Source organism: Prevotella sp. LMAG:51, assembly GCF_008680225.1.
Taxonomy (GTDB): Bacteria; Bacteroidota; Bacteroidia; order Bacteroidales; family Bacteroidaceae; genus Prevotella; species Prevotella pectinovora.
This window is the reverse complement of record NZ_NALQ01000019.1, coordinates 25,346-46,692: the sequence shown is the minus strand read 5'-3', so window position 1 is coordinate 46,692 and position 21,347 is coordinate 25,346. Positions and strand designations below refer to the sequence as shown.

General features: G+C 45.4%; 10 protein-coding genes, 6 tRNA genes, 3 rRNA genes and 3 pseudogenes. 5 read left to right on the top strand and 17 right to left on the bottom strand.

The window, feature by feature from the left end:
* Positions 1–93 precede the first annotated feature (93 nt).
* The 7 genes from CCC32_RS06990 to nspC all read right to left on the bottom strand — a co-directional run bounded on the left by CCC32_RS06990 (position 94) and on the right by nspC (position 2,864).
* The gene (locus CCC32_RS06990; protein WP_042519904.1) at positions 94–516 is read right to left on the bottom strand and encodes a single-stranded DNA-binding protein; all 423 of its coding nucleotides are present in this window, start codon (positions 514–516) and stop codon (positions 94–96) included.
* 53 nt (positions 517–569) lie between these two features.
* Complete coding sequence (locus CCC32_RS06985) at positions 570–1,124, bottom strand: hypothetical protein (protein ID WP_044064652.1); 555 nt, start codon at positions 1,122–1,124, stop codon at positions 570–572.
* Positions 1,125–1,158: 34 nt separating this feature from the next.
* Positions 1,159–1,231, bottom strand: a tRNA-Gly gene (locus CCC32_RS06980).
* A 22-nt stretch (positions 1,232–1,253) separates the two neighbouring features.
* A tRNA-Leu gene (locus tag CCC32_RS06975) sits at positions 1,254–1,336 on the bottom strand.
* A 25-nt stretch (positions 1,337–1,361) separates the two neighbouring features.
* Positions 1,362–1,443, bottom strand: a tRNA-Leu gene (locus tag CCC32_RS06970).
* Positions 1,444–1,469: 26 nt separating this feature from the next.
* A tRNA-Gly gene (locus tag CCC32_RS06965) sits at positions 1,470–1,542 on the bottom strand.
* Between the two features lie 140 nt (positions 1,543–1,682).
* On the bottom strand, positions 1,683–2,864 hold the full coding sequence (gene nspC / locus CCC32_RS06960; RefSeq protein ID WP_287073279.1) for a carboxynorspermidine decarboxylase: 1,182 nt from the start codon (positions 2,862–2,864) through the stop codon (positions 1,683–1,685).
* Between the two features lie 117 nt (positions 2,865–2,981).
* On the opposite strand from nspC, the pseudogene CCC32_RS12800 reads away from it, so the two are divergent.
* Both CCC32_RS12800 and CCC32_RS06955 read left to right on the top strand, forming a co-directional pair.
* A pseudogene (locus tag CCC32_RS12800) lies at positions 2,982–3,599 on the top strand (thiamine phosphate synthase).
* 51 nt (positions 3,600–3,650) lie between these two features.
* Positions 3,651–4,592: pseudogene (locus tag CCC32_RS06955) on the top strand (ribose-phosphate pyrophosphokinase).
* 427 nt (positions 4,593–5,019) lie between these two features.
* Here the strand turns inward: CCC32_RS06955 and rrf are convergent.
* From rrf to CCC32_RS06925, 6 genes are all read right to left on the bottom strand, one after another.
* A 5S ribosomal RNA gene (rrf, locus tag CCC32_RS06950) occupies positions 5,020–5,132 on the bottom strand.
* Positions 5,133–5,212: 80 nt separating this feature from the next.
* Positions 5,213–8,100: ribosomal RNA gene (locus CCC32_RS06945) — 23S ribosomal RNA — on the bottom strand.
* A 144-nt stretch (positions 8,101–8,244) separates the two neighbouring features.
* Positions 8,245–8,318 (bottom strand) — tRNA-Ala (locus CCC32_RS06940).
* Between the two features lie 57 nt (positions 8,319–8,375).
* Positions 8,376–8,449 (bottom strand) — tRNA-Ile (locus tag CCC32_RS06935).
* A gap of 155 nt (positions 8,450–8,604) precedes the next feature.
* Positions 8,605–10,137, bottom strand: a 16S ribosomal RNA gene (locus CCC32_RS06930).
* The 16S, 23S and 5S rRNA genes sit together here with 2 tRNA genes alongside, the layout of an rRNA operon.
* Before the next feature lie 948 nt (positions 10,138–11,085).
* Positions 11,086–11,577 carry an HU family DNA-binding protein gene (locus tag CCC32_RS06925; protein WP_022315554.1) on the bottom strand — a complete coding sequence of 164 codons (492 nt, stop codon included), beginning with the start codon at positions 11,575–11,577 and terminating at the stop codon, positions 11,086–11,088.
* Positions 11,578–11,772: 195 nt separating this feature from the next.
* Between CCC32_RS06925 and CCC32_RS12795 the strand changes: the two are divergent.
* The 3 genes and pseudogenes from CCC32_RS12795 to CCC32_RS06915 form a co-directional block, all read left to right on the top strand.
* Positions 11,773–11,926 (top strand): annotated as a pseudogene (locus tag CCC32_RS12795) (restriction endonuclease subunit S); the annotation flags it as partial.
* A gap of 653 nt (positions 11,927–12,579) precedes the next feature.
* A complete protein-coding gene (gene xerA / locus CCC32_RS12790; RefSeq protein WP_502705607.1) occupies positions 12,580–13,572 on the top strand; it encodes a site-specific tyrosine recombinase/integron integrase in 993 nt (330 codons plus the stop codon).
* A 68-nt stretch (positions 13,573–13,640) separates the two neighbouring features.
* Complete coding sequence (locus CCC32_RS06915; RefSeq protein ID WP_287073276.1) at positions 13,641–14,249, top strand: restriction endonuclease subunit S; 609 nt, start codon at positions 13,641–13,643, stop codon at positions 14,247–14,249.
* On the opposite strand, the gene CCC32_RS06910 is transcribed toward CCC32_RS06915, so the two are convergent.
* The 4 genes from CCC32_RS06910 to CCC32_RS06895 all read right to left on the bottom strand — a co-directional run bounded on the left by CCC32_RS06910 (position 14,173) and on the right by CCC32_RS06895 (position 21,345).
* Positions 14,173–15,429 (bottom strand): restriction endonuclease subunit S, encoded by a 1,257-nt coding sequence (locus CCC32_RS06910; RefSeq protein ID WP_287073274.1) that lies wholly within the window; start codon positions 15,427–15,429, stop codon positions 14,173–14,175. The genes CCC32_RS06915 and CCC32_RS06910 overlap by 77 nt on opposite strands.
* Before the next feature lie 83 nt (positions 15,430–15,512).
* On the bottom strand, positions 15,513–16,505 hold the full coding sequence (locus tag CCC32_RS06905; protein ID WP_287073271.1) for a virulence RhuM family protein: 993 nt from the start codon (positions 16,503–16,505) through the stop codon (positions 15,513–15,515).
* Entirely contained in the window at positions 16,498–18,174 is a 1,677-nt protein-coding gene (locus tag CCC32_RS06900; RefSeq protein ID WP_287073269.1) for an HsdM family class I SAM-dependent methyltransferase, read from the bottom strand. The genes CCC32_RS06905 and CCC32_RS06900 overlap by 8 nt, the downstream gene beginning before the upstream one ends.
* Positions 18,175–18,177: 3 nt before the next feature.
* Complete coding sequence (locus tag CCC32_RS06895; protein WP_287073268.1) at positions 18,178–21,345, bottom strand: type I restriction endonuclease; 3,168 nt, start codon at positions 21,343–21,345, stop codon at positions 18,178–18,180.
* Between the last annotated feature and the right edge of the window lie 2 nt (positions 21,346–21,347).

Below are 21,347 nucleotides of genomic sequence, written 5' to 3'. Positions count from 1 at the left end.
CCTGCTGTAAAAATGATATATCCAATTTTACTAAAATTTAATCAGTTTCATAAAGCCCAAAGGAACAACGCTCTATCAACCAACGCCAGCACATCAGAATGGCGCGTCTGTTTCAGCATTATCATCCTTCACAGCATCTTCAGTTGACGTTTTGGCGCCACCTGCATCCTCCAAAGGACGGACAGAAGACTTTGCCGTCAACATTTCCATATTGTCAACATAGATTTCCGTCACATATTTTTTTTCTCCCTTTTGCCCTGCATACGAACGAGTTCGTATTTTTCCTTCTACAAAAAGCTTGTCACCCTTGTGGACATATTTTTCAACAACCTTTGCCAAATTCCGATAAAAGACGAGATTATGCCACTCAGTTCTATCTGGAACCTGAGTTCCATTCTGCAACGTGTAACCACGCTCTGTAGTAGCAAGAGACAATGTTGCCACAGCCTGATCACGGTCATAATACCTGACATCAGGTTCCTTGCCCACATTACCAATCAACATCACTTTATTCATAGACAGAAATTTAAAACTTATTCAATAAAATAAATCAAAACACAAAGACCCGATCATTTCCAAAGTCCAAGGAATGTAAACTTGAAGTTCTTTCCTTTAGAAGACGGGAACTGGCTCCTGCTATCAACTCGGCCTCTCAGATACTCAACAATACGATTGTAACAATCCAAACCGGAATTAGCCTTACAAGCTGCCACAAAATGAGTATCACGATATTCATGTTTTCCCGTTCCAGGTATCATTACGACACGCTTGAAATCAAGAGTTCCCTGATACCACCCCTGCTTCTGTTCAGAAAGGCGGGTTGCAGCAGTAGGAACAAATTCCCTCTGGTCACCACTCGTCGCGGCACCAGCATTTGAACGCAGAGCCTTCTTCTGTTTGAAGTCAAGCATCGTTGCAGCTTCAGTTTTTATAATAATGAAATAAACCCTTGGACGAATCTTGTAACGTTTAGGATAAAATACATCACTTTCAACATAGTCCCTAATGTCAGCTTCCAAATCCGCATTCATACCAATTTCCTGAATAGATGCCAAAAAGTCTATCGCATCATCAACATTATGAACTAATGTTTCTCTATCAAAGTATCGTAAATATAAATTCATGTGCTTTCTGTATTTTTCAAAAGAGAAAAAAAAGAGCGGAAAACGGGACTCGGACCCGCGACCCCAACCTTGGCAAGGTTGTGCTCTACCAACTGAGCTATTTCCGCAATAAAAATATAATAATAAATGTGAAGAGGAGGAGACTCGAACTCCCACGTCACAATTGACACTACCCCCTCAAAGTAGCGCGTCTACCAATTCGCCACCTCTCCAACATTTAACCATTTCAAATAACAGTGCCCAGAACAGGACTCGAACCTGCACGTTGTGAAACACACGCACCTGAAACGTGCGCGTCTACCAATTCCGCCACCTGGGCTTTAAAATGCGCTATTCAAAATGTTGAGCGGAAAACGGGACTCGGACCCGCGACCCCAACCTTGGCAAGGTTGTGCTCTACCAACTGAGCTATTTCCGCTTTTTCCATTACTTTATTGTTGTAATGTGCATTTCTCTAAATGCGGTTGCAAAGGTAAGGGGTTTTTAAATAACCTCCAAATATTTCCATGTTTTTTTCTAAAAAAAGTGGATTTTTGCTGATATTTTTACATATTTGGGCTAATTCATCCTATTTTTATAGTCTTCATAGCCAAATTCGCGCAAAATTTGAAATTCACCATTTTCTTTCAGAATTGCGATCGAAGGATGAGAAACACCATTAAACATGTTTGTTTTAACGGTAGTATAATGTATCATATCTTCAAAAATCAGACTCTCTCCTACTTTCAATTCATGGTCAAACAACCATTTTCCCATGAAATCCCCTGAAAGACAACTGTTGCCTCCGAGCCTATATATATAAGGTGAAGTGATTTTCTCATTTTCTGAAGCTGCCTGTTCATCCAAGATTTCAGCACCTCGTACTACCGGCATGTATGGCATCTCCAAGCAATCTGGCATATGGCAAGTAAAACTAACATTAAGAATTGCCGTCTTTATGCCAAAATTCTCCACGACATCCACAATTTGGGCAACCAACGGTCCGGTCTGCCACGCAAAAGCACTACCAGGTTCCATCACAACTTTCAGATGCGGATAACGCTTTCTGAAACTTTTCAATGTATCAATCAACAATTCTACGTCATAACCTTTTCTCGTCATCAAATGACCTCCACCAAAATTTATCCATTTGATCTGGCCGAACCATTTTGAGAATTTCCCCTCAATATGCTCCAATGTGCGTACAAACACATCAGCGCCACTCTCACAATGACAATGACAGTGGAAGCCCTCGATAAATTCAGGAAGTACATCTGGAAGATCAGAAGCCAGCACACCAAATCTGGAACCTTTGGCACAAGGATTATAAAGCTCCGTTTCTATTTCCGAATATTCCGGATTAACCCTCAATCCAATGCTCAGCCCTGGATTAGTATCCTTTGCAAGTTTTGCAAAGCGCCCAAATTGCGACAAGCTGTTGAAAGTAAGATGACTTGACATTCTGGCAATATCTTCAATTTCATAATCTGTATAAGCAGGAGAATAAGTGTGGGCAGGAGCGCCAAACTCCTCATAAGCCAACCTCGCCTCGGCATAAGAACTGGCAGTCGTAGAATTAATGTATTCCCTGAAAATCGGGAATGTTTTCCAAAGTGCGAATGCTTTGAAAGCCAAAATGATCTCTACTCCAGCCCTGTCAGCAACAGACTTTATCAAAGACAGATTCCTGCGCAAAAGTCTTTCCTCAACAACAAACATCGGTTTGTTCAAATCTTCTAAAACGTCGATTTTCTTATCCATTTTATCTTACTCATCAATTAAAAATCAAAAATATAGTGCAAAGATAAAGTTTTATAGTTGCAAAATTGTATTATTAGGATAAAATTCATACTTTTGCAACACTAAAGTAAAAACGCAATGAAGCTTGTTATAATGACAAAGCCCACTTTTTTTGTGGAAGAGGACAAGATATTGACCACTCTCTTTGAGGAGGGGATGGACGACTTACATTTATACAAGCCACAATCCACCCCTATGTACTCGGAGCGCTTGCTGTCACTCTTGCCTGAAAATTATTACCGTAAGATAAACCGTTCATGACCATTACTACCTTAAGAATGAGTACGGCCTTGGCAAGATACATATTGATTCCCCTTCGGAGCAATTGCCCTACGACTATAAAGGTAAAATATAGCAGGACATGTACGGAATTGTCACAAATAAAGGATTTTCAAGAAAAAATCAGAAATATCTGTTTCTGAAATGCAACTTCCAAGACAATCCAGACATCAGAACCTGCGATGGATTGGTCGCTGAAAGAACTAGAATCAAGCATCAAAGCAATGGATTCATAGACAAAAGGATATATGCCTACGGTGAAACGAACTTAGATAATATTAAGATTGCAAAAAGAATTAGGATTCGGAGGCGTAAGTTATTTGCAATGATTTGTGGAACCGTTTCGACATCCACAAAGAAATCGACTATAAAAGGCTTATGGCGCATTTCGAAAAATTGCATAAAGCCACATCTTAATCATAAATCTAAAAAAAGAAAAATAACATAACTAACAAAATAAATAATAAAATGAGTGATAAAAACTCTTTCATGGTGTTCTCAGGTACAAATTCAAGGTACCTGGCAGAGAAAATCTGCCAAAGCTTAAAATGTCCACTTGGAAATCTTCTCATCACGAAATTCTCTGACGGAGAATTTGCAGTGTCATATGAGGAGTCAATCCGCGGTCGCGACGTATTTCTCGTTCAAAGCACTTTCCCAAACTCTGACAACTTGATGGAGCTGTTATTGATGATTGATGCTGCCAAGCGTGCTTCAGCAAAGACCATCAATGCTGTAATTCCTTATTTCGGATGGGCAAGACAAGACAGAAAAGACAAGCCACGTGTAAGCATCGGTGCCAAACTTGTTGCAGACTTGCTCAGCGTTGCAGGAATTGACAGACTGATAACAATGGATCTCCATGCTGACCAGATTCAGGGATTCTTTGATGTACCAGTAGACCACCTCTATGCTTCAGGTGTAATTCTCCCATATCTCCAGAGCCTACACCTTAAGGATATGGTAATTGCCTCTCCTGATGTAGGTGGAAGTAAAAGAGCTAACACTTATGCTAAATATCTCGGCTGTCCTCTGGTTCTGTGCAACAAGACACGTGCAAGAGCAAACGTTGTAGAAAGGCATGCAGATTATCGGTGAAGTTAAAGACAAGAACGTAATTATAATCGACGACATGGTGGACACAGCAGGAACTTATTACAAAAGCTGCAGATATCATGAAGCAAGCAGGTGCCAAGAGCGTCAGAGCTTGTGCATCACACTGTGTAATGAGTGGACCTGCAAGTGAGCGCGTTTCAGGATTCTGCACTTGAGGAAATTGTATTCACCGACTCAATACCATACTCACAGCGTTGTGCTAAAGTAAAGCAGCTCTCAGTTGCTGACATGTTTGCTGAAACAATCACTAGAGTTATCAACAACGAAAGTATCAGTGATCAATATTTGGTATAAAGTATAAAAAACAATATAACTTCTTATCCCCTATAGTATATTGCTATAGGGGATTATTATTAGTACAAATAATTAATAAAGCCTGATAAAGCATATCAGAAAAACAAAAAATACGGTTGAATTATTACAAATAATTTTAAAACTGAAGGCTGCATACTAAATATACGAAAAACACATCAGCTTGTAATCAAAATTCAATAAAACCGTCAACCATCTGGTCCCATATTCGGAAGTGTCTATAATTCAGTCACTTCCGTCTGTTTCTGCATGCAAAAACCATCTGGTAATTGTCTGGACAATTCAATTATCGCCTGATGAAAACATACATGACGCTGCATGAGGACCAAGGAAGCCTCTGATGCGTACAGACACGCAAAAAAATCCTCCGGAGGATTGCTCTTCCGGAGGATTCAATTCTTAAAGTGAAAAAAGGCGGTTACCTACTCTCCCACATTGCATTGCAGTACCATCGGCGCAAGCGGGCTTAACTTCTCTGTTCGGAATGGGAAGAGGTGGAACCCCGCCGCTGTCGCCACCTGATATGGGGGACATGCGTAATGTTACAGACTTCTTGTCCTGTAGAATTGACAGTTGCAATACAACTGAAAGTGTGTGCCGGAAAGCGAAAGCTCTCGGGCAATTAGTAGCGCTCGGCTTTGACGTCGCCGTCTTTACACCTGCGCCTATCAACGTCGTCGTCTGCGACGACCCTCAATGGAGTTCATATCGTGGAAGCTTCGCACTTAGATGCTTTCAGCGCTTATCCAATCCAGACGATACCCGCGGTGCGCCTGGCGGCACAACTGGTAAACCGGAGGTCTGTCCTCACGGTCCTCTCGTACTAGTGACGGCACCACTCAAAACTCCCACGCCCACGATAGATAGAGACCGAACTGTCTCACGACGTTCTGAACCCAGCTCGCGTGCCACTTTAATGGGCGAACAGCCCAACCCTTGGGACCTTCTCCAGCCCCAGGATGTGACGAGCCGACATCGAGGTGCCAAACCACCCCGTCGATATGAGCTCTTGGGGGGGATCAGCCTGTTATCCCCGGAGTACCTTTTATCCTTTGAGCGACGGAGTTTCCATACACATCCGCCGGATCACTATGCCCCAGTTTCCTGCCTGCTCGGGATGTCTCCCTCCCAGTCAAGCGCCCTTTTGCCATTGCACTCTTGAAGGCCGCTTACCAAACGGCCCGAGGGCACCTTTGGAAGCCTCCGTTACGCTTTTGGAGGCGACCACCCCAGTCAAACTACCCACCAAGCAGTGTCCGCGACTCTCCGCGTTAGACCTCAGACAGCCAAAGGGCCGTATTTCAAGGATGGCTCCACAACGCCTGGCGACGCCGCTTCGAAGCCTCCGGCCTATCCTACACATCGGATGACCAAGGTCAATGCTAAGCTGTAGTAAAGGTTCACGGGGTCTTTTCGTCCCATCGCGGGTAATCGGCATCTTCACCGATACTACAATTTCACTGAGCTCATGGCCGAGACAGCGTCCGGATCATTACACCATTCGTGCAGGTCGGAACTTACCCGACAAGGAATTTCGCTACCTTAGGACCGTTATAGTTACGGCCGCCGTTTACCGGGGCTTCAATTCAATGCTTCCCTTGCGGTGACATCTCCTCTTAACCTTCCGGCACCGGGCAGGTGTCAGGCTGTATACTTCATCTTTCGAGTTCGCACAGCCCTGTGTTTTTGTTAAACAGTTGCCTGGACCTATTCTCTGCGCCTCACCCGGAGGTGAGGACCCCTTATCCCGAAGTTACGGGGTCAGTTTGCCTAGTTCCTTAGCCATGAATCTCTCAACGCCTTAGTATGTTCTACCCAACTACCTGTGTCGGTTTGCCGGTACGGGTACCGCCAACATGAGTTTAGCCCATTTTCTCGGGAGTATGATTACCCTCGCTCTCAGGTTCCCCCGAAGGGGACCCCGTACTTTCAGGTTTCAGCTCAAACGCCGGATTTGCCTGGCATTCTCATAGCCTACGCCCTTCAACGCCCTATTCCGTCAGGGCGCGGAGGTGTCACTGCTCCGTCTGGACATCACTGATGGCGGTAGTCACGGAATGTTGACCGTGTCTGCCATCGGCCTCGCCGCTCGGCTTAGCCTTAGGACCCGACTGACCCCAGGATGAATGGCATTGCCTGGGAAACCTTAGTCGTTCGGCGGGAGGGGTTCTCGCCCTCCTAATCGTTACTTATACCTACATTTGCTTTTCCATAGGCTCCAGCAGTAGTCACCTACTGCATTCTACGCCGATGGAATGCTCCCCTACCGATACTTTTATTATTTGCTATCCCGCGCCTTCGGTGCCTGTCTTATACCCGATTATTATCCATGCACGGACCCTCGACCAGTGAGCTGTTACGCACTCTTTGAATGAATGGCTGCTTCCAAGCCAACATCCTGGCTGTCTCAGGGACCACACTTCGTTAGACTAACTCAGACAGAACTTCGGGACCTTAGACGGCGGTCCGGATTCTTCTCCTCTCGGGGACGGACCTTAGCACCCGCCCCCTTACTGCAGGAATACTAAGCGTGAGCATTCGGAGTTCGTCAGGTCTCGATAGGCGGTGAAGCCCTCTTGACCTATCGGTCGCTCTACCTCTCACGCTGACCTTCCCACGCGGCACCTAAATGCCTTTCGGGGAGTACGAGCTATCTCCAAGTTTGATTGGCCTTTCACTCCTACACTCACCTCATCCAGAAGCTTTTCAACGCTTATTGGTGCGGTCCTCCATCCCGTGTTACCGGGACTTCAACCTGGACAAGTGTAGATCACTTGGTTTCGCGTCTGCCTCCGCCAACTTGACGCCCTGTTCAGGCTCGCTTCCACTACGGCTTCGTCCCTCATGGGACTTAACCTCGCTGGCGACGGCAACTCGTAGGTTCATTATGCAAAAGGCACGCCGTCACATCACATGGATGCTCCGACCGCTTGTAGGCGCATGGTTTCAGGATCTCTTTCACTCTTCTCGTCGAAGTGCTTTTCACCTTTCCCTCACGGTACTGGTTCACTATCGGTCTCACGGGAGTATTTAGCCTTGCCGGATGGTCCCGGCGGATTCGGGCAGGATTCCTCGTGTCCCGCCTTACTCAGGATACCGCTAGGCCTTCGCTCGCTTCACGTACGGGGCTTTCACCCTCTACGGCGGACTTTCCAGTCCCTTCTGTTCACGATAAAAGTACCACAGCGCGGTCCTACAACCCCGGCGTTGCCTTGACAACACCGGTTTGGGCTCTTCCCCGGTCGCTCGCCACTACTGGGGGAATCATTGTTTATTTTCTCTTCCTGGAGGTACTAAGATGTTTCAGTTCCCTCCGTTCGCCTCCGGACTATTTGTCCGGATGACAGTCCTTCAGACTGCCGGGTTGTCCCATTCGGAAATCCCTGGATCAAAGGTCATTTGCACCTCCCCAGGGCTTGTCGCAGCTTATCACGTCCTTCATCGCCTCCGTGAGCCTAGGCATCCGCCATACGCCCTTTCTTACTTTCGCCTGTGTCCCAATGTGAATATAATATCACAAGGGACCTAGCCCATACTTTCAGCTGTATTGAAATTTTCTTTTCTACAGTTTTGTCTGTAACAACATGTCAAAGATCGTTTTCGTTGAGAATCATTCAGAATTCTGTCGACTGCGTGGAGAATAACGGATTCGAACCGTTGACCCCCTGCTTGCAAAGCAGGTGCTCTAGCCAGCTGAGCTAATCCCCCAAATTACATTGAAGAACAATATAGGAGAGTGAGGCTCATTTCGTTTCGCCTCTTACGTAGTCCCAGGCAGACTTGAACTGCCGACCTCCACATTATCAGTGTGGCGCTCTAACCAACTGAGCTATAGGACTGTCAGGTTGGTCAGGTGTATGGACTTCTCCGCCCAGTTTCCTTTGTCTCTCTTTATTCTTGAAAAACAGGAGTTCGTGAGTACAAGAAGATTTTTGGAAAGACTTACTTCCGTATCCTCTAATCACAGGTGCACCTTTTCAGAAGGCATCTCCAGAAAGGAGGTGTTCCAGCCGCACCTTCCGGTACGGCTACCTTGTTACGACTTAGCCCCAATCACCGGTTTCGCCCTAGGCCGACCCTTGCGGTCACGGACTTCAGGCGCCCCCGGCTTTCATGGCTTGACGGGCGGTGTGTACAAGGCCCGGGAACGTATTCACCGCGCCATGGCTGATGCGCGATTACTAGCGAATCCAGCTTCGTGGGGTCGGGTTGCAGACCCCAGTCCGAACTGGGGGACACTTTCGCGATTGGACGGACGTTGCCGGCCGCCGGCGCTCTGTATGCCCCATTGTAACACGTGTGTAGCCCCGGACGTAAGGGCCGTGCTGATTTGACGTCATCCCCACCTTCCTCACACCTTACGGTGGCAGTGTCCGCAGAGTGCCCGGCATCACCCGATGGCAACTACGGAGAGGGGTTGCGCTCGTTATGGCACTTAAGCCGACACCTCACGGCACGAGCTGACGACAACCATGCAGCACCTTCACAGAGGACCCCGAAGGGCGTCATTATCTCTAAATCCTTCCTCTGCAATTCAAGCCCGGGTAAGGTTCCTCGCGTATCATCGAATTAAACCACATGTTCCTCCGCTTGTGCGGGCCCCCGTCAATTCCTTTGAGTTTCACCGTTGCCGGCGTACTCCCCAGGTGGGATGCTTAACGCTTTCGCTTGGCCACTCGCCCAGGTGGGCGAATAGCGGGCATCCATCGTTTACCGTGCGGACTACCAGGGTATCTAATCCTGTTCGATACCCGCACTTTCGAGCCTCAGCGTCAGTTGCGCTACCGTCAGCTGCCTTCGCAATCGGAGTTCTTCGTGATATCTAAGCATTTCACCGCTACACCACGAATTCCGCCAACGTCCCGCGTACTCAAGTGGACCAGTTCGCGCCGCACGTCCGCCGTTGAGCGACGGAATTTCACGACACGCTTAACCCACGGCCTGCGCTCCCTTTAAACCCAATAAATCCGGATAACGCCCGGACCTTCCGTATTACCGCGGCTGCTGGCACGGAATTAGCCGGTCCTTATTCAAATGGTACATGCAATGCGGGACGCGTCCCGCACTTTATTCCCAAACAAAAGAGGTTTACAACCCGTAGGGCAGTCTTCCCTCACGCTACTTGGCTGGTTCAGGCTTGCGCCCATTGACCAATATTCCTCACTGCTGCCTCCCGTAGGAGTTTGGACCGTGTCTCAGTTCCAATGTGGGGGACCTTCCTCTCAGAACCCCTACTGATCGTCGCCTTGGTGGGCCGTTACCCCGCCAACAAGCTAATCAGACGCATCCCCATCCCATACCGCCAGTCCTTTCGTCATCAAAAAATGCCTCTTAATGACAGCATACGGTATTAATCCGCCTTTCGACGGGCTATCCCGTGGTATGGGCCAGGTTGGATACGCGTTACTCACCCGTGCGCCGGTCGTCATCCTGGAAGAGCAAGCTCTACCAGATGTTACCCCGCGACTTGCATGTGTTAAGCCTGTAGCTAGCGTTCATCCTGAGCCAGGATCAAACTCTCCATTGTATAATATCTTTATAATGACCTTTCCCGAAGGAAAGTTCGTTTTGTCTCTGTTCAGAATGCCTCCGAAAATCATTCGGTATCACCTTCAGAAATTGATAGGTTTCGTTCTACCCAGAACTTCTTTCTCCATGACCCCTATATAATATAAGGTGGAAAAGAAGCCTGCTTCTTGTACTACTACTTCTCTGTTTATTGTAATCTTTTCAAAGAACTCTTTCTTTTGTCTGCCCTTTCTGACTTAATAACTGTTTCGTAACAGCGTTCGTTCTCAAAAGCGGATGCAAAGGTATGGGTTTTTCTCATACCATCCAAATGTTTTCAAAAGAAAATGAGAAAAAAGTGACGGTTTTCATTTTATTTGACAGAATTAAAGGGAAAGGTGTAGGGTTCACATTATATTTATATATGCGCGCGAAGGGAAATTATCAATGATTCCTCTTTGGGTGTTTCTTAGATTTGAAAGTGCGGGGCTCTCCCTTTCACTTAGCAAATGATTCGGTTGATGGTTTTTTATACAAAAACCATGATAAACCGCAAGTATAATGGCAGAAAATGGAAACAAGCCTGATGGCATCAGCCCCCTCTCGGTCTCGAACCCATCCTAACCTTCCCCGCAGGATAACCCATCCTGACATTCCCCAAGGGAAGGAACAAGTTACTATGCTTTGTCAAAGACTTCTTCAGACAATCATATCAGCCCCCACCTAGCCTCCCCCGTAGGGGAGGGACAGTTACTATTGCTATTGATAAGTCACTGATAATCAAACGACTACTGACGATAATATTACTTGCAAGGGTATCTGTCCCTCCCCTACGGGGGGAGGTTAGGTGGGGGCTGATGTCATTTAACCAGAGTAACCTGTTCCTTCCCTTGGGGAAGGTTAGGATGGGTTGTACTAAAATCCCTCCCACCCTATCATGAGGGCAAGAGGGAAAATGGAGTCAGAATCAGACAGTCTTGTTCTTCTCCTTGTTCGCAGTGTCTACGAGCATCTTGTCACTTTCACGCATGAGAGTATTGAAGTTCTTGAACGACATCGCCTTGGTGAAGGCCGAACGGGTGAGGTTGTCCTTGTTTTCGGTCTGTGATGAGATGAAACGCAGTCCGCAGTCCATGATATTCTCTGCGGCGTTGAACTCCTCATACTTTGCTGCAGGCTTCGAGGTGAGATTGAGATAGAAAGTGCCGAGGTCGCCGAGCTGCACCTTCTTGCTCTGTGCCACGAGTTCGAGCAGACAGTCCACGAACGACATCATCACTCCCGACACTACACCTCTTGGGAATCCCACGTTGTGGTTTGCCATGTGGGTGATGAGCTCGTCGAAGGTCACAGTGTCGATGTGTTTCGCCTTCGCATACCACATCTGGTAGAATTTAGAGTCTGCAACGTTGTTCTGGAACAACTGATAATAAAGCTTGCCATTCTGTACTTTTGACATGATAATAAATTTTTAAGGGTTAATGATAATTGTTACTTGTTCAACGGGTAGTTCCGTTTTACATTTGCAAAGTTACAACATCCCCCAGGCGAGTTTTACGGTTATGGCGTGTTAGCGTTGGTTGATTAAAGTTATAGTTGAAAGAAAGTTCAGTTTAGGGGTAAAATACCAAGAAATAATTCGTAAAAGAATCAGATAAATGATAATTTAGAGGCGATGGCAAAGCAGCTCTACGACTATTGGTTTGTGCAGTTTGACTTCCCGAATGAGGATGGAAAGCCGTATAAATCGAGTGGCGGAGCTATGGTGTGGAATGAGAAGCTGAAGCGTGAGATACCACAGGGGTGGAGCGATTGTGTTCTTGGTGATTATATCGGACGCATTACAAACGGCTTAAATCCACGAAAGAACTTTGTCTTAGGTAGCGGAAATAATTATTATGTGACAATTAGAAGTTTGGTCGGTACAACAATAGATTGGAACAACTGTGAAAGATGTGATGATGAAGCCTTATCTAAAATCAACTCACGTTCACAGTTACAAATTGGTGATATTATATTCAGTGCTATTGGAACCATTGGGCGCACATATTATATTCTCGAAGAACCGACAAATTGGAACATAAGTGAAACATCATTTACTCTTAGAGCAAAAGAAAATGTTCCCAATGATTTCTTTTATGGAATGTTGCGCTCAAACGAAATTCAAATAAAAGCAGACAAGGCGGCTATGGGTAGCACTTTAAGATGCTTAGTAATGAATTCTTTATGTTCGTTGCAATATATTAAGATACCAAGCTATATGATGAAGTTGTTTGCAGCTAAAGTTTCACCTTTATATAGGCAAATACATAAAAACAATAAAGAAATTGCAGAGTTGACTAAGCAACGAGACGAGCTTCTGCCCCTTTTGATGAACGGTCAAGCATTAGTAAATTATCATTTATCAGCATCGTTTCTTTCTTCCATTATATTATATAGAGACCAATACAAGTTTTATGACATGAAAGAAACAATTTTACAAGCCGTTTTGGACGGTATGCGAGCGTTTTTGACTGAAAATCAGTTGGAATTGCTGAATGATGTGACCCGAAAGGCACTGTCAGAGTGTGAGATTACGCCAAAGGCAACAGAGGAAGAACAACGCAATAAGGAAAACGCTGAACTTCTCGGCGCTTTTATATCCTCAAAGAAAGTGGAGGGCTGTTCTGACAAGACAATCCACTATTATAAGTCTTCCATTGAGAAGCTAATTGCTGCAGTTAAGAAAAACGTATGTGAAGTTGCAACCAATGACATTCGTTGCTATCTCGCTGAACAACAGGAACAACGAGGACTTAGCAAGGTTACGATTGACAACTTACGTCGTATCTATTCAAGCTTCTTCTCTTGGTTGGAAGACGAGGACTATATCACCAAAAGCCCTGTGCGCCGAATACACAAGGTACGCACAGATGCTTTGGTGAAAGAGGTGCTGACAGATGAAAATATCGAAGTGCTACGTGACAGTTGCCAAGAATTGCGTGACATTGCTATGATTGATTTGTTGCTTAGTACAGGTATGCGTGTTGGCGAATTGGTGAAGATAAACCGTGAGGACATAGACTTCCAAGAACGCCAGTGTGTAGTATTTGGCAAAGGCAACAAAGAGCGTGAGGTGTATTTCAACGCACGTACTAAAATCCACCTCAAAAGGTATTTGGAGCAACGCACAGATGCCAATCCTGCTTTGTTCGTTAGCCTCCACGCGCCAAATACCCGACTAACCATCAGTGGCGTAGAAGTTCGTTTGCGCCAACTAGGCAAGAAAGTAAATCTCAACAAGGTGCATCCTCATAAGTTCCGTAGGACTTTGGCCACAATGGCTATTGACAAAGGTATGCCGATAGAGCAAGTGCAAAAGATGTTGGGACACGTGAAAATTGACACTACGCTGCATTATGCTATGGTAAATCAGGCAAATGTCAAGATTGCACACCGCAAATACCTTAATTAAGGTTTAGAAATGCATTATTCTGCTTGTTTATGAGTACCTTTGCGAGATAAATTCAAGAAGAAATACTTATGAAGTTAGCAGATATTATAGAAACTTTTATATCAGGCGACTGGGGTGAAGAAACGGTTGCTGAAGACACCCCTAATTCCGTGTTTTGTATTAGGGGCGCAGACATAGTGCCTATAACTAACCATTGCTTTAATGGAATACCACAGCGCTTCGTTTGTGACAAGACAATAGAAAATAAAACGTTGAAGGCTGGCGATTTGATAATAGAGAAATCGGGCGGTAGCCCTACACAATCCACAGGACGCATTGTATATGTGTCTGAAGATTTGATAAAAGCCAAAGGTAATATTGTCTGTTCTAACTTTTGTACTGCTTTTCGTGTGAAGACAGGATGGAATCCTCTATACGTTTACTATTATTGGCAGAACGTGTACAATCATGGAGCGTTTTTCAATTTCGAGGGGAAGACTTCTGGCATCAAAAACCTTCAGCTTGATAATGCGTTGTCTGCCATAGAGATTGAATATCTCCCCCTCGAAAATCAAAATCAAATAGTAGCCTCTTTGGTCGCTATTGACGAAAAAATAAAAGTCAATCGTCAGATAAATGATAATTTACCGTGGCTTGACCGTTCATTAAGAGAGGTAATAACTCGTCACGCTGCTTAGTTAAAGCGTTGATTTCTTCACCAATTATCATTTGTTTGTCGAATATCGGCTCACAAACTTGCTCAAACTCCGAAATAACAGACTTTGTAGGAATGATAACAGGAAGAGAGAATAGTTCATCCTTTGTTATAGACCCAAATGTCGTACCTGCAGAGTTCATTCCTTCAAACTTTAATCTAAAGTCATTCATCAAATAGTATAAATGGGTCATAGAACCTATTTTTGACGATAAGGCAGAAAGGCCACGGCCAATACAGCAATCATTATTTGCAATGTTCAATGCTCCAACAGGTGCTCTTACACTCATAAGAATACTGCCTTTGTTTGCGTATCGGCTTGGCGAAGTTGTGTATTGTCGAATGTCTGGAAAACGAAGTCCAAAATCTGTACTACCTTGATAGAAAATAATGCCTTCACCATCTTCATTGTAAGAAGAGCCGTCAGGTGATTGCCCCATCGTGATGTTGGCAACATCAGATAATACGCCATTGCTCCACCCCTGCGGTATCTCTCGTTTCAACTTCTCATTCCAAACCATAGCTCCGCCACTCGATTTATACGGTTTTCCCTCCTCATTCGGGAAGTCAAACTGCACAAACCAGTAGTCATAGAGTTGCTTTGCCATCGCCTCTAAATTATCATTTATCTGACGATTGAGGGCTATTTTTGAGTCTAACAGTTGAAGAGTATAAGCAATTTTATTTTGCTCTTTTACTGTTGGTATGTATAGTTCTATATTCTTTAAGTCAGATAGAGCGAAACTTGATTGGTTAATGGCATCCTTACGAATATTGTCTATATGCCTTTTGAAAAGGCTAGTTCTAAATAAATAGGAAGCAAATATTGGATCTAGAATGTCCTGATTAGTTTTAATCCTTAGTACATTCATTCCATGAATAATCTTTTCACCATTTCTTTTACGATATAGAACAGTTCTCCCCAGGAATGTACGACTATTAATATGCGACATAAGCAAATCCTTATCATCTAAAATGTAATGAGAATATTTCTCCTCGTCAAAAATATCCCCATACCCCAATCTATCCCGATTAAAACAATCATTAGATAGTGTTTCTATACGTGTTATTGGCATTCCTTTAGCTGCTTTTGTCTGTTTTATAACAAGACCATTTTCTGCCATACGGAAGCAATCTCCCAACTTGTATTTTTTAAATTCCATAGCCAGTCATAAATTTGAAATAGTGCAAGTCAGACTTGCACTATTGTTAAAATCAATTTGGCAAGTGTACTTGCAGAATTGTATCATTCCTTACCCAGCAATCCTCTTATCTCCTTATCGAAGTCAGAGTCAATGCGTTGCGTCTTATTGAATATGTCATATTCTTCTTCCGCTTTCTTCTTGGCTTGCGCTGCCGATATTTTGCCTTTATCGGGCAATATCTGATAACGTCTGAATGTCAAGAATTCATTGACGCTTGCAGAGAACTGCGCCATGTTGAACGTGTTTTCACGCTCAATGAGGTCTTCAATATAGTCGAAGAAGCCAGTTACGGCACGCTCAAGCTGTCGGATTTCCTTCTCTTGCAAGTAGTTCTTGGCGATAGATACGTCCGACTTTAAGACACGCCCGTCTGGAGCGTTCTTCCATGTAGTCAATCCCATGTGGTCTTTCGTATGGTCTGCCTTTGAATAGATAATCTCCGCTGCGGTCTGCCCTGTGATGGCAAAGTGGAAGCGGTTTTGTATCATCGCATAGAAATCTTTTGTTGTCGGAGAGTTCTTGTCATAGTCGGTGCTACACTCTGCATAGATGTCCGTAATCTGTTGCCAAATGCGACGCTCGCTTGCACGGATAGAACGCACTCGTTCAAGCAATTCACGGAAGTAGTCTTTGCCAAACACCGCCGTTCCTTGTTTCAACCGCTCATCGTCCATAGCGAAGCCCTTCTTTATATACTCATTGAGAATCTTCGTAGCCCATTGGCGGAAACGTGTGGCTTTCAGAGAAGACACGCGATAGCCTACGGCGATAATTGCATCCAAGGAATAATATGTCGTGGTGTAGTTTTTGCCGTCAGCGGCAGTTGTTTCCATTTTGGAAATAACTGAATCCGCTACAAGTTCCCCCTCTTCAAAGATATTCTTCAGATGCTTGCTTATGGCAGGAACACCAACACCAAAGAGTTGTGCCATAGCCTTTTGGGTACACCAAAGCGTCTCGCCCTTGATAACCACTTGCACCTTGCCGTCAGCATCCGGCATGCTATACAGAAGATATTGGATCTCGTTACTCATCGTCGTGTTCCTTCCCTACGTTTTCATTAAAGTTGATACTATCCAACTGCTTCAGAATCTCTTCTTCGAGGCGGTGACTCTCCTCAAACTGTGCTTTCAGCGTTGTCTTGTATTCGTCCATGCGCTTGTTGAACTCCTCCTCGGTGATGTCCACATAGTCAATCTTGATGTCGAAATACTGTCCGGCAGACAGGCTATATCCTTTCTCTTTGATTTCATCGTATGTAACAGCAACCGAGAAGTCATCAACAGCCTCCTTGTTCTGGAATGTGTTCACGATCTTGTCAATCTCAAAATCGCGGAGTCTTCGCTTCTGGTTGTTACCCTCCTTGTATTCCTCACCCAGCTTGCTTGCGTCAATAAGAATCACCTTCTCGCTCTTTGCCGATTTGTCAAAGAACAGCACGGAGACATTGGTACCTGTAGTTGCAAACACGTTTGACGGCATGGAAACGCAGCCATACACCCATTTCTCGTCCACAATGCGCTGCAAAATACGCTTCTCCACACCACTCTTGGAAGTGATAAATCCAGTAGGAATGACAATGGCACCCTTACCCGTAGGTTTCAGCGAGTTAAGCAGATGTTGGATGAAGCAAGTGTATATAGCCATCTTCGGCTTGTTGGGATCAACCTTTTTCACAGCGTTAGGAACGCCAGCCCAAAAGCGGATGGTATCAGCAGCAAGCGTGTCACGGTATTCAGGGAAATCGAGCTTGAACGGAGGGTTGCTGACGATGAAGTCAAACTTCTTCAGCACCCCGTTGCTCTCCTTGTGCGAAGGCTCAGTGAGCGTGTTTCCCTGCACCACGTTAGGCAGCGAAGCCGCAAAATTGTTGAGAATAAGATTAAGACGAAGCATCTCCGACGACTTCTCCGAAATATCCTGCGAATAGATGGAGCATCTGTCCTCACCAATCTGATGGGCGAGCGCCATGAGCAGCGTACCAGTACCAGCCGACGGGTCATAGCAAGTGATGCCACGAAGATCAGCATTATCGCCAACCAGCAGCCGAGCCATCACCTGCGCAATGGCACGAGGCGTGTAATATTCTGCATACTTGCCACCACCGGCATTGTTAAAGCCCTTCAGAAGATATTCGAAGATATGAGAGAAAAAATCGTATTTCTCATCAAACACATCCTCAAAGTTGAACGAAGCCACATTACGCATCAGCGCCTTGGCAAACTCGTCACGCTTCTGCGTGTCAGTAACATAAGTGGTAAGCGGAAAGAAAATGTTCACCTTACTCTTGCCCGAAGTAGATACAGAGAAAGTGTCGGCATTGAGGGAGGCGATGTCAACGAGCGTAGCGTCGAGCAGCGTAGAGAAGTCGCCCTTAGTGGCAGAGTTGTAAAGATGCGAAAGCGTATGCTCAGGTTTCATGCGTGGCACCGAGTGCGGCAGATAACTGAACAAGTCCTCCACCTCATCCTCTGTGAAAGAGTCATACTCGGCATCCCATTTTTCAGCGTTTCTCAACCGCTCGCCATACACCTCGTCGCGTTTGGCCTCATAGCCGAACTTGTCGTTGAAAAACTTGTAAAGGAACATCTCCGTTACAATCTTGTATTCACTGCCCGTACCAGCCAAGCCGAAAGCCCCGGTAGTGCTCTTCAGAGAATCAATGAGGGCAATAGTAGCCTCCGATATATTGATGTTGCTCATTATTTAATATGCGTAGTTGCGTTGTTGTAAATATTCAGTTGTGATGAGATTATTGATAAACTTGCGGTCTTTGATGTCAGCCCTTATGTGCATCTTCAGGAGTTCCTTGCCAATGATGGCAAGCACATCCTGCTGGAAAGCCGGCACATTGTCGAGCTTGTTGATGTCGAGAAAAATCATGCGGTCAATGTCCTGCTTCATATTGGCAAGGTTCTCCGCAATCTCATATTCCTGTTTAGAGATGATAGGCTTTTCGCGCTTTTCGTTTTGCTCCTCGATGCGTTTGTGTATGCGTACAAACCGCTCGTCGCCCTTGTACTTGCTTTTCAAAATACGGTTGCGTCGGTTGATTTCCCTTATTTTCTTCATCACCTCGTCCATATATTGTATGCTCTCTTTCGCATCAGCCGTATCCTTTGGCACAAAGCCCTTTTTGCGGAAATACTCGCGAAACTCGTCGGCAAGAATCACATATTTGTCCTCCTTTGTGTCAAAGTTCGCCTCAAACTCAGCCTGCACACGCTCACACCGTTCACGGATATCGTTGACGATGATGCGCATTTCCTCAGGCATTCCTTTCTTGAATTCAAATTCCAGCTCAGAAAGCGCAACGTTAATGATGCCCGACACGTCAGCCTTATGCTCCGTATTCTCAAGAAGATTGATGCGCTCAATGCGGTGTGTTACCTCAGTGATAAGCGTAGGAATGGTGCCTGTGGGAAGAGAATCAAGTTTCTTTTTCGTCTCCTCGTCGCCGAAAGAACGAACTTGATTGACAATAGCCTTCGCCTCCGAAAGCGTGTTGCGCAGCTCATACAGACTGTCCTTATTGTCAATCTCGTCAATCTGTTTGCGGAACTCCTCCATATTGTCGGTAGTGAAGTTGAATAGCACACCTTTTACCTGCTTAATCTTGGCTTCCACCTCCTCCTTAGTCACCATCACGTCATTGGCGATATTGTTCTGTCCGGCACCAGCGTCATCAGTAGTGCGGTTAAGTTCACGCAGGTAGCGGTCGTTAGTGGCATCAAAATTCTCCTTGATGTTCACGAAGTCAACCACATAGCCATATTTGAAATCATGGTAAGGGCGGTTGACACGAGTCAAAGCCTGCAAAAGGTCATGTCCGTCGAGAGATCGTCCAAGATACAACTTCTTCAGACGCGGAGCGTCAAAACCAGTGAGAAGCATCTTGTTGACAATGAGCACATCTACCTCCTGTAGCTTTTTGAAACCCTCGATATATTCCTTACGCTCCATCTTGTCACCCTCGTCATGCAGGATAAGCGAAGCCGTCAAAGGTATGTAACCGGAAGGCAAAACCATCGGTTCAGCTGCCATTCCGAGCTGTTCCTCCTTATGGTGCCATATATTCTCCGCATTATGGAACCGCTCCTGCCACAGGCGGAACATCTCCCTTGCCTGAGGGTTAGTCTTGCAGACAATCATCGCTCCGACAGAATCGTCGTTCTGCTCCCTGCGGAAACGGCGGAAGTCGGATATTATATAGTCGAGCAACGCATTGAGATAGCTGTCATCCTCGATAATCTTGTTGCGGTCAATGTCAGACTTCTTAACCTGCACACTTCCCGCCAGTTTGTCGAGGATGTCCTCAATCTTCTCCTTGTATATCGTCTCGACAGGCTCGCGCATCAGTTTGCAAGTATAGCCGTCAGCGATTGACTTGTCATAATAATAAGTATGGATATAGTCGCCGAAGACGCGCCACGACTCGCGCTCCTCCTTTAGAAGCGGCGTGCCGGTGAGCGCAATCTTCACAGCGTTTTTGTCAGCCTCGAGCAAATTGGCAAGGAAGCTGCCCTTGGGATTATACCCACGGTGCGCCTCGTCGATAAAGAATATACGTTGAAGGTTGGTGCTGTAACTGTCGTCAACCAATACCTTGGCCTTGTCCTCCTTAAACTTCTGGATGTTGACCACCATGATCTCCAACTTGCCTTCGTTGTTCTGTGTGATAGACCGGCTTGCAATGTCCTTCATCAGTTCTTCACGGCTCTTGGCATTATGCACGATAAGACCGCGAGCAGCAAACTCGTCAGTAGCCTGTTCCATCAGGTCGATGCGGTCAACAATGAAATAAAACTTAGCCACAATATTCTTCTTAGCAAAGAAGTCAGTAAGGCTGCGAACACTGTAATAAGCCAAAGCCGTCTTGCCGCTACCCTGTGTGTGCCAAATGATACCACTCTTTACTCCATTATTCAATGTACGGCGGATGGCATAAGAAGCGAACATCTGCTGATAGCGCATAATTTGCTTTTGCAGCATGGTACTCTGTGTGCCGTCTTCCAATTCCACCTTGCGCTCAACGTAGGCTATGCCATAGCGAAGCAGGAACAGAAAACGCTCCTTGCTGAGCATTGAAGTAATGATACGGTTGGTGGGAGTATTGACATCCTTGTTGGTCTGATACTCCTTAAGGTTCTTTATGACCACACAGTTGCGATGCTTCAATACCTTATATTCGTCCTCATCCGTTATTTCATGATAGGGATAATTGGTAACAAACGTTTTGTTCTCCTCACGGAACACATTGAAGAAAGCCTTTCCCTTAGCAGAGCAGCAATAGAATGCACCCTGGATAGGCACACGGCTCTCATTGTCGTACTCCTGATTGTTGGAGAATATCATCAACTGCGTAACGTTGAAGAAGCGGCGGAAGCACGCCTTGCTCATTCGGGTGTTTATGCGTTCACGCTCCGCCAAAATACCCTCATGATTATTGGGCTTCTTCACCTCGATAAAAGCCAGTGGCATGCCATTGATGAAACAGGTGATATCAGGACGGAAATTGTCCTCCGTATCTTCGTTTTCACAAGTAAACTCCGTGGTAACGTGCCAATCGTTGTTGTCAGGATTGTCAAAGTCAATAAGTTTTATTCCGTTATTGGAAGAAAGCATCTGATACAACTCGCGCCCCAAATCATCATTGTTTGCGACGTTTACAGTCTTTGAAAACAACAAAGAGACTTCCTGACTTGACAAAGACGGATTCAGACGTTTGACTGCATTCAGAAAAACGTCTATCAATATATTAGTCTTGGTATCATATGCATTGATATTGTCCAAGTAGGTATAGCCCAACTTACATAGATGGAGAGCTGCAGGCACTTGTACCCTGGTATTCTCATTGAAGTTAGAATTTCCCATAA

Excerpts from the sequence above, each read along its gene's own strand:
- CCC32_RS06990 (WP_042519904.1), bottom strand. The coding sequence starts at position 516 with ATGAATAAAGTGATGTTGATTGGTAATGTGGGCAAGGAACCTGATGTC.
- CCC32_RS06985 (WP_044064652.1), bottom strand. The coding sequence starts at position 1,124 with ATGAATTTATATTTACGATACTTTGATAGAGAAACATTAGTTCATAAT.
- nspC (WP_287073279.1), bottom strand. The coding sequence starts at position 2,864 with ATGGATAAGAAAATCGACGTTTTAGAAGATTTGAACAAACCGATGTTT.
- CCC32_RS06925 (WP_022315554.1), bottom strand. The coding sequence starts at position 11,577 with ATGTCAAAAGTACAGAATGGCAAGCTTTATTATCAGTTGTTCCAGAAC.
- xerA (WP_502705607.1), top strand. The coding sequence starts at position 12,580 with ATGAAAGAAACAATTTTACAAGCCGTTTTGGACGGTATGCGAGCGTTT.
- CCC32_RS06915 (WP_287073276.1), top strand. The coding sequence starts at position 13,641 with ATGAAGTTAGCAGATATTATAGAAACTTTTATATCAGGCGACTGGGGT.
- CCC32_RS06910 (WP_287073274.1), bottom strand. The coding sequence starts at position 15,429 with ATGGAATTTAAAAAATACAAGTTGGGAGATTGCTTCCGTATGGCAGAA.
- CCC32_RS06905 (WP_287073271.1), bottom strand. The coding sequence starts at position 16,505 with ATGAGTAACGAGATCCAATATCTTCTGTATAGCATGCCGGATGCTGAC.
- CCC32_RS06900 (WP_287073269.1), bottom strand. The coding sequence starts at position 18,174 with ATGAGCAACATCAATATATCGGAGGCTACTATTGCCCTCATTGATTCT.
- CCC32_RS06895 (WP_287073268.1), bottom strand. The coding sequence starts at position 21,345 with ATGGGAAATTCTAACTTCAATGAGAATACCAGGGTACAAGTGCCTGCA.